This is a genomic window from Thalassolituus pacificus (genome assembly GCF_025318105.1).
Lineage (GTDB): Bacteria > Pseudomonadota > Gammaproteobacteria > Pseudomonadales > Oceanobacteraceae > Venatoribacter > Venatoribacter pacificus.
Window position 1 is genome coordinate 1 of the sequence record NZ_JAOANI010000032.1, and the last position, 12,608, is coordinate 12,608.

10 protein-coding genes are annotated in these 12,608 nt (G+C 51.1%); 6 read left to right on the forward strand and 4 right to left on the reverse strand.

From position 1 onward, the window contains the following. The first annotated feature begins 99 nt into the window (after positions 1–99). Genes NYR02_RS19660 through NYR02_RS18900 form a run of 3 tightly spaced genes read left to right on the forward strand, consistent with a single transcriptional unit; the run spans position 100 to position 3,416 of the window. Positions 100–345 carry a hypothetical protein gene (locus NYR02_RS19660; RefSeq protein WP_476756260.1) on the forward strand — a complete coding sequence of 82 codons (246 nt, stop codon included), beginning with the start codon at positions 100–102 and terminating at the stop codon, positions 343–345. Positions 346–348: 3 nt separating this feature from the next. Further along, on the forward strand, positions 349–1,227 hold the full coding sequence (locus NYR02_RS19550; RefSeq protein ID WP_338055964.1) for an efflux RND transporter permease subunit: 879 nt from the start codon (positions 349–351) through the stop codon (positions 1,225–1,227). Continuing rightward, on the forward strand, positions 1,206–3,416 hold the full coding sequence (locus NYR02_RS18900; protein WP_338055966.1) for an efflux RND transporter permease subunit: 2,211 nt from the start codon (positions 1,206–1,208) through the stop codon (positions 3,414–3,416). The genes NYR02_RS19550 and NYR02_RS18900 overlap by 22 nt, the downstream gene beginning before the upstream one ends. Positions 3,417–3,749: 333 nt before the next feature. Here the strand turns inward: NYR02_RS18900 and NYR02_RS18905 are convergent, their stop codons facing one another. After that, complete coding sequence (locus NYR02_RS18905) at positions 3,750–4,667, reverse strand: DMT family transporter (RefSeq protein WP_260977922.1); 918 nt, start codon at positions 4,665–4,667, stop codon at positions 3,750–3,752. 113 nt (positions 4,668–4,780) lie between these two features. Between NYR02_RS18905 and NYR02_RS18910 the strand changes: the two genes are divergently transcribed. Then, positions 4,781–5,683 carry a LysR family transcriptional regulator gene (locus tag NYR02_RS18910; protein WP_260977923.1) on the forward strand — a complete coding sequence of 301 codons (903 nt, stop codon included), beginning with the start codon at positions 4,781–4,783 and terminating at the stop codon, positions 5,681–5,683. 94 nt (positions 5,684–5,777) lie between these two features. On the opposite strand, the gene NYR02_RS18915 is transcribed toward NYR02_RS18910, so the two are convergent. Next, complete coding sequence (locus NYR02_RS18915; RefSeq protein WP_260977924.1) at positions 5,778–6,314, reverse strand: hypothetical protein; 537 nt, start codon at positions 6,312–6,314, stop codon at positions 5,778–5,780. A 311-nt stretch (positions 6,315–6,625) separates the two neighbouring features. Between NYR02_RS18915 and NYR02_RS18920 the strand changes: the two genes are divergently transcribed. Both NYR02_RS18920 and NYR02_RS18925 read left to right on the forward strand, forming a co-directional pair. Further along, entirely contained in the window at positions 6,626–8,254 is a 1,629-nt protein-coding gene (locus NYR02_RS18920; RefSeq protein WP_260977925.1) for an NAD(P)/FAD-dependent oxidoreductase, read from the forward strand. A gap of 4 nt (positions 8,255–8,258) precedes the next feature. Next, positions 8,259–9,005, forward strand: a complete 747-nt coding sequence (locus tag NYR02_RS18925; protein ID WP_260977926.1) for a TrmH family RNA methyltransferase — start codon at positions 8,259–8,261, stop codon at positions 9,003–9,005. Positions 9,006–9,125: 120 nt separating this feature from the next. On the opposite strand, the gene NYR02_RS18930 is transcribed toward NYR02_RS18925, so the two are convergent. Further along, positions 9,126–11,459, reverse strand: a complete 2,334-nt coding sequence (locus tag NYR02_RS18930; protein ID WP_260977927.1) for a M48 family metallopeptidase — start codon at positions 11,457–11,459, stop codon at positions 9,126–9,128. Between the two features lie 255 nt (positions 11,460–11,714). Continuing rightward, positions 11,715–12,578, reverse strand: a complete 864-nt coding sequence (locus tag NYR02_RS18935; protein WP_260977928.1) for an SDR family NAD(P)-dependent oxidoreductase — start codon at positions 12,576–12,578, stop codon at positions 11,715–11,717. Between the last annotated feature and the right edge of the window lie 30 nt (positions 12,579–12,608).

Below are 12,608 nucleotides of genomic sequence, written 5' to 3' on the forward strand. Positions count from 1 at the left end.
AGAAAACGACTCAACTACAAAACACCAGAGGAGGTGTACTATGGAATTTAGGAGCTACTGTCGCGGTTCAAAGTTGATACTAGGGACAATCAAACCGACATGGGCGTTATAGTACCCGTGTCATCTATAGATAAACGCGATCAGGATGGCCGCGTGCAAGTATGGGTGTATCAAACCGCGAGTGGTGACATACGCTCCAAAGCAGTAACGCTGGGCCACGTCAGTACAGATGGTGTTGAAGTGACCTCAGGTTTAGCTAAAGGAGATCTTATCGTTAGCGCTGGCGTCGCACAGTTGTCAGACGGAATGAAGGTCAAGCCATTACGCTGGCAGCGCGGGGTATAATGGATGAACATCGCTGAATATTCCATCCGTCATAAAGTTATTAGCTGGATGTTTGCACTACTGCTACTCGTTGGTGGCAGCATTGCTTTTACGGGTTTAGGCCAGCTGGAGTTTCCTGAATTCACCATCAAACAAGCCTTGGTGATCACAGCGTATCCCGGGGCTTCACCTGAGCAGGTTGAGGAAGAAGTCACCCTGCCACTCGAAGATGCTCTGCAGCAACTCGACGGTATTAAGCATATTACCTCTATTAATAGTACGGGCTTGTCGCAAATTCAGATTGAGCTAAAAGAACGTTACGATAAAGACAGCCTGCCACAAGTGTGGGACGAAGTGCGTCGAAAAGTTAACGACACTGCGAGTCATTTACCGCCGGGTACAGCCACGCCGAGAGTCATTGATGACTTCGGTGACGTGTATGGAATTTTACTAAACCTGTCAGGCAATGACTTTAATAATCGCGAGTTGAAAAACTACGCCGACTATCTGCGCCGCGAACTGGTACTAATACCAGGCGTGAAAAAAGTATCATTAAAAGGGGATATTACCGAACAAGTCGTCATTGAAATATCCCAGAAAAAACTGTCCGCACTTGGATTAGATCAAAGCTACATCTACAGCCTGGTAAACAATCAAAATGGGGTATCAAACGCCGGGAGTATTGTGATTGGTAATAATCGAATCCGTCTTCATCCTACGGGAGAATTTAGTCAGGTCGACGAACTGGAACACTTAGTCGTCAGCCCTCCGGGGAGCGCAGAGCTTATCTATTTAGGCGATATTGCCAGCATCAAAAAGACTATGACGAAACGCCCGATATTTTATATCACAATAAGGGAGAAGCAGCATTATCACTGGGAATTTCTTTTTCCAGCGGCGTAAATGTCGTCGACGTGGGCAGAAAAGTGAAGGAGCGCCTTGGCGAGCTTGAGAGCCAGCGCCCCATAGGTATGAACTTAGACACGGTGTATAACCAGAGCGAGGTGGTTGACAGCACCGTTAATAACTTCTTGATTAACTTACTCGGGTCGATAGCAATTGTAATAGCAGTACTGCTGCTGTTTATGGGACTGCGTTCGGGCTTGTTGATGGGGCTGATCTTACTGCTGACGATTCTTGGTACGTTCATTGTGATGAAACTATTAGGAATTGAGCTGCAACTTATCTCACTTGGTGCGCTGATCATTGCCCTGGGGATGTTGGTCGATAACGCGATTGTCGTCACCGAAGGTATTTTAATTGGTCTTAGCCGGGGAAAAACCCGTCTGGAAGCGGCTAAGCAGATTGTAAGCCAAACTCAATGGCCACTACTCGGGGCCACTGTGATTGCGATCATTGCTTTTGCACCAATTGGTTTATCGCAAAATGCCGCCGGCGAGTTCTGTCGATCGCTATTTCAGGTGCTGATGATATCCCTGTTTATCAGCTGGATGACGGCCATTACTTTGACACCGTTTTTCTGTCATTTACTATTTAAAGATGGCGTACCTGAAATCGAAGAAACTACTCCCTATAAAGGTTGGTTCTTCAACGGATATCGTTCGATATTAACCTTTTCTCTGCGTTTTCGCTTAGCCAGCATTTCCTTAGTTACCGCAATGTTACTAGCCGCAGTCATCGGGTTTGGTCATATTAAAAACGTGTTCTTTCCGGCATCGAATACGCCAATTTTCTTTGTTGATATTTGGATGCAAGAAGGCACAGACATTAAAGCTACCGAGCGTTTTGTTACCGATATTGAACATGAAGTCTTACATCAAAATGATCACAAAAATTCAGCGCTAGTACATTTATCCAGCGTGATTGGACAAGGGGCGCAACGCTTTGTATTGCCCTACCAGCCAGAAAAAGGCTATCCCGCCTTTGCCCAACTGATTGTGGAAATGAAAGATTTAGCTGCGGTTCAGGCTTATATGCCAGAACTGAAAAAATTCTTAGAGGAACATTATCCACAAGCGCAATATCGCTTCAAAAACATGGAAAATGGCCCGGCGCCGGCGGCAAAAATTGAAGCCAGATTTTATGGTGAAGATCCTGAAATACTGCGCAGTTTAGCAGCACAGGCAATAACCATCTTCCACAACGAACCCAGCATGGATGGCATTCGTCACGACTGGCGTAACCAAGTCAATGTGATCCGTCCTCAGCTTGAAAACGCCCAGGCACGTGAATCGGGCATCAGCAAGCAAGATCTCGACAATGCGCTATTGCTTAACTTTAGCGGTAAGCAAATCGGTTTGTATCGCGAGACCAGCCATTTGCTCCCCATTGTGGCGCGTGCACCTGCAGCAGAACGAATGCAGGCCGACAATTTGTGGCAAATGCAAATTTGGAGCAGTGAGAGCAATAGCTTTATTCCTGCCACCCAGGTAGTCAGTCGCTTTGATACTCAGTGGGAAAATCCATTAGTGATGCGCCGTGACCGTATGCGTATGCTGGCGGTATTAGCCGACTCCAGTATTGACAGTAATGAAACCGCTGATTCTGTATTGCGTAAAGTAAAATTCCAGATTGAGGCGATTAGCTTACCTTCAGGCTATCACCTGGAATGGGGCGGTGAGCATGAAACCGCTGGCGAAGCACAAACCGCCGTATTTAACTCCATTCCAATGGGTTACCTGGCAATGTTTTTAATCACTGTTTTTCTGTTTAACTCTGTTCGCCAGCCGCTGGTGATTTGGCTGACTGTGCCGCTGGCGTTAATTGGTGTATCGGCAGGATTATTGATTTTTGGTGCGCCTTTCAGCTTTATGGCACTGCTTGGCTTACTGAGTCTATCGGGCATGGTGATTAAAAACGGCATCGTCTTGGTTGACCAAATCAATCTTGAACTCAGTGAAAGTAAAACAGATTATGCAGCTTTAGTGGATTCCTGTATCAGCCGTGTTCGTCCTGTGATGATGGCAGCCATAACCACAATGCTGGGGATGATTCCTTTGATCTCAGACGCCTTTTTCGGCTCAATGGCGATTACCATTATCTTTGGCTTAGGCTTCGCTTCACTGCTGACATTAATCGTTTTGCCTGTGATGTACAGCTTAGCGTTTAACATAAAAGCAGAGAGCCAATAACCCGTAAGAAAATGGTCACCGATCACGATTCAATATTAACTAATGGTGAAAAATAGAACCCCACTCCAACAGATTAAGATGAATGTTTTATTTGCCTGACTTATTGGACTATTTACTATTAAGGCACCTCTTAAGTGCACCTCTGAATAATTCAGTGCCCGCTTCGGCATACTAAAACGTTCAGATCAAGGAACCACTTTTTGGCATAACGGATTACGCCAAAAAGTGGCAACGCTGAGCTGGATTTTGCAGAAAGCTCCGCAGTCGATATAACTGCGGCGGCGCTTTTTATCTAACCCTGGCGCTTTGCACTTTTTGCTGCTGACCTCGCCGTTATCCCACCCGGCCTGCCGATGGTTTAAGAGCCGCAGGCAACGCCACCTTACCGTTGAAGACTAATACGCCAAACAACACCAGTACCAGCCCCCCAACCTGTAACGCATTCGGCATAACGCCCAGCATCAGGCTGACCAGCAAGGTAAAAACCGGCACAAGGTTAAAGGCGATGGCTGATTTATCCGGCCCTAACTGCTGTACGCCTTTCAGCCAGAACACATAGGCCAGTACCGAACCACACAGTCCCATATACAGCAGAATACTGTGCGACTTCAGCGTCAGTTGCGGAATAATCTGCTGCGGTTGCTCAATCACCAGCGCAGCAACAATTAAGGCTATCGCCCCAATGCTGACCGTCCAGCGGGCAAACTGCAGCGGTGGAATGTGCGGAGCGTATTTTTTCGAGCCCACGCTGTACAAGCTCCAGACCAGACAGGCCAGCAACATCCATAAATCACCACTGGCAACATTCAGCTGGCTGAAATCACCACCGGTAATAACCAGGCTGACGCCGACAAAAGCCAATATCATCCCGGCTATCTGCACCGCTTTCATGCGCGCATTCAGCAGCACCACAGATAGCAGCACAGACACCAGCGGCGACAACGCCATAATCAGTGCGGCGTTAAGCGGTGTTGTGCTGTGCAGGGCAATAAAAAACGCATAGTTAAAACCAAACACCCCGAGAATTCCGAGTACTCCAAGCACCGGAGCATCGCGCCAATGCAGCTGAGATTCTGCCTTGCCTGACCACCAGCGGAATAACCAGAAAATCACCAGCGCAATAAAGAAGCGTTCGGCAGCGGCCGTCAGGGGCGGCATCACCCCGGCAATTTCATGGCCAGCATTAAAATTACTGCCCCAAAACAACGTACTGAACACAATCAGTAACCAGATACTGGCATTTGAATTCACAACAAAACTCCGGATAAAAGCTGCGACCCGGTATGGATCGTTAATACAGGGGTTAGCCTATTGATTTCATATATGTTAATAAATAGCGACATTTGGCAAGTTATATTCCATAAATGAAATCAAAGCTTTCTCTCGATGATCTCTGGTTATTTCGGCAGGTGGTGCAGCATGGTGGTATCGCCGCGGCTGCCACAGCCACCGGCATTCCACAGGCAACCCTGAGCCGTCGCCTGAAAGGATTGGAGCAGACGCTGGGAGGCCGGCTGCTGGAACGCAGTGCGCATTATTTTTCGCTGACCGAGCTGGGCGAACACTATTATCAGCGTTGTACACCGCTGTTAGCCGAGCTGCGCGAGATCCGTAATCAGCTGGACGATCAGCACACCCGCCTGTGGGGACGCCTGCGTATCACCGCGCCGGTCAGCATGACGCAAAGCTGGCTGGGCCAATGCTTCTTTGCCTTTATGCAACAGTATCCGGGGATTCAGCTTGATCTGGTTCTGTCCAATCAATATGAAAATCTGATCGAGCAACATATTGATGCGGCTTTCAGGGTCGGCGAGCCACGCGACAGCAGCTGGATTGCCCGCCCCGTCTGGTCAACCCGCATGGTCCTCTGCGCATCCTCAGAGTATCTGGTAAACGCGGAACCGGTCAGCCATCCGCAACAATTGCATCAGCATCCGCTGTTGGCTGCCTACCCGATCAATGAATGGTTGCTGCAGAATAAACACAATCAGGAATATTTTCGTCTGGCACCGCAATCGCGCCTGCGCGTTAACGATATTGATGTTGCCGCCAACGCCGCCAAAGCCGGGCTCGGCATCGCACTGATTCCAACCTACTATCTGGCCAGCGACACATCGGCCGAAGGTTTACAGGCGGTATTACCCGATTGGCAGGGGCAGCAGCGACCGGTCTACCTCTATTACCGCGACCGCGATGTCATGCCGGCACGGCTTAAGGCGTTTACTCAGTTTGTGCTGGAGTGGGTAAGTCACCAGCCGATGCCCTGACAGGTAGCGGCTGGCAAACAGATAAAGGCTGATACAACCGGCATTTGATGAGGGCCTGTTTAATGGTTATTAACAGGCCAGGGAAGAGAGCGGATCAGAAGTCTTCCAGATCGCTCACCAGAACACTGGCAATCACTTCCAGATCACGCGGCTCATCTTCATGATCCCACTTACCAACAGCAACCTCAGCATTTACCATAGCATCGGTAAAGCCGCCAAATTTCGTTGTGGCCTTAGCAAAAGAGCGGGAACCCAGACGTTTGGAGCCATGATCAACATAGATACTGCCGCTGAATTCCGGCTTAGCGATTGCGTCGCCATAGCTGAACTTACGGAAGTAGTTCAGCTTAACCGTTGTGCTCAGACCATCCGCCGCATTCTCAGCGTAAGTAATGGCATCATGTTCCTGCAGCAGGCGAATCATGTCGGCACGTACGGTTTCGGCAATTTCAGCTTCGGTCAGATAACCCTTTGGCTGCTTGGCCGAATCCAGTCGTACCTCAACCTTAACCGATGAAATTACCAGCGGTTTATTACGATATTCCTCAGAGCCTGAACTGTATTGGAAGGTCGAAGCACAACCGGCAAGCAAAGTAACCGCAACAGCCAGTAAAGCCGCTTTAATATTCATAAACAAACAAGTCCTTTTTAAGGTGTATGGGGGCGCGGATAATACGGTTTTTTAAATCATCATTCGCGCAGTTTTTACCGAAAAGCGGGCTGCGTCACAATCCATTTACGTCCTGTAGGATACAGGTCAAGATAACGTCAAATCCAAAACCAGCATGGCCTGACAACGGTACAACCAACCATCTGAAAGTCACCCTCTGTGTACCTCGTCAGCATCTCTGCCAATAGGCCAACGCCGGCACATCGGTTAGAATGGCGCCATATTTATCTTCTGCCCCTAACCTCTGCCGGAGTCACCGGCCAGGAAGTCTTATGATCCGTATTACCGAACTTGCCCTGCCCCTCGATCACCCGCAGGAAGCGCTGCGCGCGGCCATTCTTGAGCGTCTGAACATTCAGGATGCCGACCTGCTGAACTTCACAGTGTTTAAACGCAGCTACGATGCGCGTAAGAAAAACACCGAGATCAAATTTGTTTACATCATTGATCTGGAAGCACGCAACGAAGAGCAGCTGCTGGCGCGCTTTGAAAAGGATGTGCATATCCGCCCGGCGCCAGACACCCACTACTACCCGGTCGGCCATGCCCCGGAAGGTCTGAACGAGCGCCCGGTGGTGATTGGCTTTGGTCCCTGTGGTCTGTTTGCCGCATTAACCCTGGCGCAGATGGGCTTTAAACCGATCGTACTGGAGCGCGGTAAAGAAGTACGCCAGCGCACCAAAGACACCTGGGCACTGTGGCGCAAGAAAACCCTGACGCCGGAATCCAACGTGCAGTTTGGTGAAGGCGGTGCCGGTCTGTTTTCCGACGGCAAGCTCTACAGCCAGATCAAAGATCCGAAATTTTACGGCCGCAAAGTGATGCACGAGTTTGTCCGTGCCGGTGCGCCGGAAGAAATCATGTACGTCAGCAAGCCGCATATCGGTACCTTCCGGTTAACCGGGGTGGTATCGACCATGCGCGAAGAAATTAAAAAGCTCGGTGGCGAAGTGCGCTTTGAAAGCAAGGTCACTGAAATTCTGCGCAATGAAGATGGCCAGACCGAAGGCGTTGTACTGGCTGATGGCGAAGTGATTCACAGCCGTCATGTGGTGCTGGCGCTGGGTCACAGCTCGCGTGATACCTTCCGTATGCTGCATAAAAAAGGCGTGTACGTCGAAGCCAAACCTTTTGCTGTGGGCTTCCGTATCGAACATCCGCAATCGTTAATTGACCATGCCCGCTTAGGTAAATACGCCGGTCACCCGGAACTGGGCGCCGCTGATTATAAGCTGGTGTATCACGCGAAAAATGGCCGTGCGGTGTATTCATTCTGCATGTGCCCCGGCGGTACCGTGGTTGCTGCCACGTCCGAGCCGGGCCGTGTGGTTACCAATGGTATGAGCCAGTATTCCCGTAACGAGCGCAATGCCAACTCCGGCATTGTCGTCGGTATTAATCCGGAGCAGGATTTCCCCGGTGGCCCATTAGCCGGTGTTGAATTGCAGGAAAAACTCGAAGAAAAAGCCTACGAACTGGGTGGCAGCGATTATTGCGCACCGGGCCAGCTGGTTGGTGATTTTATTCGCGGAAAAGATTCCAGCGAATTCGGTGAGGTTGAGCCGTCGTATAAACCCGGCGTTAAACTCGGCAGCCTGTATCCGTCACTGCCTTCCTATGTGATTGAAGCCATCCGCGAAGCTCTGCCGGAATTCGGCAAACAGATCCGTGGCTTTGACCGCGACGATGCAATTTTAACCGGCATCGAAACCCGCACCTCATCGCCGGTGCGTATCGCCCGCGACCGCAACTCCCTGCAGAGTGTGAACACCAAAGGTTTATATCCGGCTGGTGAAGGCGTAGGTTACGCCGGTGGTATTTTATCTGCCGGGGTTGATGGTATTAAAGTCGCCGAAGCGGTCGCGCTGGACATCCTTGCGCAATACGCGAACCAGGGCTGAAGCCATGAAAGTTGATGACGTAAAAAAACTGCAGCACAGAAAATACCGTGAAGAACTGCACCACTTTTTGGTGGAAGGTGAGCACCTGATTCTGGAGCTGCAGAAAGCAGCGGCGACCCAGCCACATCTGGCCCAGTCGCAGCTGTTTATTACCGAGCAATATCAGGACTGGGTGGCGGAGAATATCAGCCTGAATCTGCGCACCACAGTCGTCGGTCATAAAGCCATGAGCCAGATGTCCGATACCAAAAGTCCGCAGGGCATTATTGCCGCCGTGCCTTTTGCTCCGGTTCAGGCAAGCAACCTGCAGCCGGTCAAAAACGAACGCGCCATTTATTTATATGAAATTCAGGACCCGGGCAATTTAGGAACAATTTTGCGCACCCTCGCCTGGTTTGGTGGTTTCCGTTGTCTGCTCAGTGCCAACAGCGTTGATCCCTACAACCCTAAGGTTGTGCGCTCCAGTATGGGGGCTATTTTCCACGTCGCGCTGGAGCAGTATGTGGCGCTCGAAGTAGTGGCCGAACGCTATACCCGCATTGCCTGTCTCGATATGCAGGGCAAGGCGTTAAGCGACTGCGGTTTTAAAGAGTTTGATTGCTATGTATTCGGTAACGAAGCCCGTGGCGTGCCGCGTGAACAACTCGACGCCATGAACGCCCAGCCGTTTACCATTAACGGCAATGGCGCGATTGAATCGCTGAATTTAGCCTCGGCGGTGAATATGTGTGTGTATGAGCTGGTGCGCTGAATACGCTTAACGCGATCAAAACCGATACAACATACCGAATAAAAAAACAGCGGCTAAAAGCCGCTGTTTTTTATTCACCCGCTTGAATCAAGCAGCTACTAAGCAGCCACTAAGCAAAGATTAAGCAATTACCCAACCACCGTAAACCGTGCCACCAACAATGGCTCCGGCCACGAACAGACGCGCCAGTGTCGGCATAAAACCATGCGCCAGCTGGAAACGGTTCCATAAATCCAGCTTGCTCTGCAGTTGGTGTTCATCACCGGGTAGTAATACGGGGTAGTGGTAAGGTGCCACACCGGCGGCCGGTGCCTGCACAGTATTATCCACAGCATCCGGCTGCTGAACCGACTGTGCTAAATATTGCTCGGTAACAATCACATCTTCCAGCAACAGAGCGCTCATATATTCCAGCAATCCGGCGATGCCATCCAGACGCTCATGTGCAGCCGGACACCACTCAATCCAGTTCTTTTTATCAACCTCTGGCAATGCCAGTTGCGGACACTGTTCCTTCCAGTCTTCAACGCCGAGCGCGGTAATAAGTTTATCCGTCAGCTGCAGGTGCAGCATCCCCGCCGACACTTCGAACATGCGCTCATCTACGGCTCTGGCAACGTTGAGTATGCGGCGCTTTTCAAAGAAACCAATCTGACCGTCAGCGGTGATCACCGCCCAGGTATTTCCCAGCAAGGCTTGTTCATTACGAACCACCGCCGCCAGATGTTCGCAGCTGTGCAACAGGCCAAGCAAGCCGTGCAGATAATCATCCCACCCCCGGCCGATATCAGCCGCCGCCTGCAGATGCGCGCGGTGGCAACTGGCGTCGTGCTCTTTTAAGGCTTTGGTCAGCTCCGTCCGCTCTGCTGCCAGCTGATCCAGCACCTGCGGAATATCGGCTTTTTGCAGTTCTTCACCACGGTGACGGATCACGCCGCCGGAAGGTTTCAGCTCACCGCTCATTAAGGCTTTCAGGGTGCTGATTTCACTTTCCAGACTGCGCGCTGCGGCCAGCTGTTCTTTTAGTTCCAGCGGGTAAACCTTACTCAGGGATTGCGCTGCCGAGGCTTCCAGCGAACCACAGTCCAGCAGCTCAGCTAACGATGAAAAATTACGCATCACATCGCGGTTAAGATAATTACCGCGATATTGTGGATTTAAGGAACTGTGCGAGAAATGTCTCATTACCGCGTCGTCTTCGCCGACCGCTTCCAGTTCATCATGCTTTTCGCCGTTATAAAAACCGGCGCTGATTTTTGTACGCAGGGCTTCCGCTTCAGCAAAGACTTCCCAGGCGCTGCGCGCGTCAATCTCTGCGGCAATGTAGCGTGCCTTGGCATTCTCTTCACGGTCGCGGTTCGCCGGATGAGTCGCCCACATCTGCGGCGGACGCGCCATGGATTCGGTAAACACCCGGTGCGCGGCAGCAGATTCGGCATCGTCCGCCGCCGGCGGCAGGCCATATTGCGGATCATCCAGCACCCGGCGCATGGCTTCCATGGTGATGTTCTGAGCATTGAATAAATCACTTAAGCGCTTGCCGGCATCGACTTCCGTTTGCGCAACGCTGAGCGCGGTTTGCCAGGCCTGATCGGCCGCCTGCAACTTATGCAACGCATTAATTAAGGCATCACTGCCGGTAACGGATACGGCAACCAGGTCGGCGTTAAATTCCATTTCGCGACTCAGGGCACGTTCCGCAATGATGACCAGGCGGAACATCGTGTCGACCACCGCGCGGATCGACCAGATAATCAGCGACAACAACCACCCCAGCCAGGCAATGCGCAGATCGGTACGGCCCAGGCCCCGCACCAGATTATCCAGCCAGTCACGTGTCGCCAGCATATGGCCGATGATCTGCTGGGCAACGTATACCCAACGCCCAACCATCATCGAACGCTGGGCAAAATGGCCAAATTCATGAGCCAGTACGGCTTTCAGTTCACCCAGTGTTAGTACATTCACCAGCCCGAGGCCGATGATCAGATTCTTTTTCGATGGAAAAATCAGGTTCAATAACGACAGATCATAAAATACCGCCGCATTAACTTCCGGCGTCAGAAACACCCGGTGCGGGCGTGGCGCGCCGATTTCATCCGCCAGTCGATAAATAAATGCGAATAATTGCGGCTGGTCCTGTTCGCTGATTTCTATACCGTGGGGGTCACCGGATTTGCGTACCGCAAACAATGATTTACCAATAAACAGGGTCAGCAGACCCGCACACACCGTAATGACCAGGCGGAACAGATCAAAACCCCAGGTGTTGAGGTGCGTGATGCCATTAAAGGTGATTACGGCAAAGCAGATTCCGAGGGCAATATAACCCAGCATAAACAGAGTAAGACCTGCCATTGCCAGCCACGCCTGACGCTGATAAGAACCGCGTGGTTTGGTCAGATCAGCCGGCACCTGCTGCGGGCCGGCTGGATACAATACGGGTGTTCCCACAAACAACCTCCTTGTTAAAAATGCCATAGGGCGAAGATGAAGCGACCTGCAGTAAAGTCCACTTCCGATATTGAGCGGGATATTATCAGCAGAGGTCAAAAATCAACAAGGAAGGCGGGTCGGTTTTGTGAACGGGGCGGAGAAAACTTGTAGAAAAGAGCAGGTACGCTGCACGGAAGAAGAAAAAGAAGCGGAGCAGAACAATAAAAACGGGAGGCAGGCCTCCCGTTTTTATTCGTGCTCAGAGCACCGTCATCAGGCGTTTTTTGCCCGGCGGGTGGCTTTTTTCGCCTGCATCTGCACCGCCTTGGTGAAAATCCACTGATATGTGGCCGGCAGCATACGTACCAGCAGGTCAAACATACGGGCATCCGGGCCAATCAGAATGCGGCGGCTGTTTTTGCGCACACCGTTGAGAATGGTTTTTGCCGCTTTATCCGGCGTGGTAATAAACAGCTTCTCAAATTCTTTGGTCGCTTCTTCTTGTGAAGTGCCGGTCACCTCGGCGCAGCTGGCATCCATACGCGCCGATTTAGCGATATTGGTTTTAATCCCACCCGGATGCACACAACTGCAGCTAACGGCCGAACCGGAGATTTCCAGATCCTGACGCAGTGATTCAGTCAGACCACGCACCGCAAATTTACTGGCGTTATAACCGCTCATTAACGGCTGGGATGCCAGGCCAAAAACACTGGATGTATTAATGATATGGCCTTCGCCGGAAGCTTCCAGATGCGGCAGGAATGCTTTGGTGCCATACAGCACGCCGTTGAAGTTAATATCCATAATCCACTGATAATCTTCCAGACTCAGAGAAGCCACCGTTCCCGACAACGCCACACCAGCATTGTTGAAAATCATGTTGACCTTGCCGTGCTCTTTGGCGGTGTTATCCGCCCAGGCATAGACCGCTTCACGGTCAGATACATCCAGAATAGTGGTGGTCACTTTCACGCCTGAGCTTTGCAGCATCAGCGCCGTTTCTTCCAGACCTTTGGCGCTGACATCACTCAACGCCAGATGGCAGCCCTGCTGCGCCAGATTAATGGCCAGGGCACGCCCAATGCCGGAACCGGCGCCGGTTACTGCCGCCACTTTATTATTGAAATTTTTCATGCGTATCTCCTGAATTCTGAGCCTGAACCC

Excerpts from the sequence above, each read along its gene's own strand:
- NYR02_RS19660 (WP_476756260.1), top strand. The coding sequence starts at position 100 with ATGGGCGTTATAGTACCCGTGTCATCTATAGATAAACGCGATCAGGAT.
- NYR02_RS19550 (WP_338055964.1), top strand. The coding sequence starts at position 349 with ATGAACATCGCTGAATATTCCATCCGTCATAAAGTTATTAGCTGGATG.
- NYR02_RS18910 (WP_260977923.1), top strand. The coding sequence starts at position 4,781 with ATGAAATCAAAGCTTTCTCTCGATGATCTCTGGTTATTTCGGCAGGTG.
- NYR02_RS18915 (WP_260977924.1), bottom strand. The coding sequence starts at position 6,314 with ATGAATATTAAAGCGGCTTTACTGGCTGTTGCGGTTACTTTGCTTGCC.
- NYR02_RS18920 (WP_260977925.1), top strand. The coding sequence starts at position 6,626 with ATGATCCGTATTACCGAACTTGCCCTGCCCCTCGATCACCCGCAGGAA.
- NYR02_RS18925 (WP_260977926.1), top strand. The coding sequence starts at position 8,259 with ATGAAAGTTGATGACGTAAAAAAACTGCAGCACAGAAAATACCGTGAA.
- NYR02_RS18935 (WP_260977928.1), bottom strand. The coding sequence starts at position 12,578 with ATGAAAAATTTCAATAATAAAGTGGCGGCAGTAACCGGCGCCGGTTCC.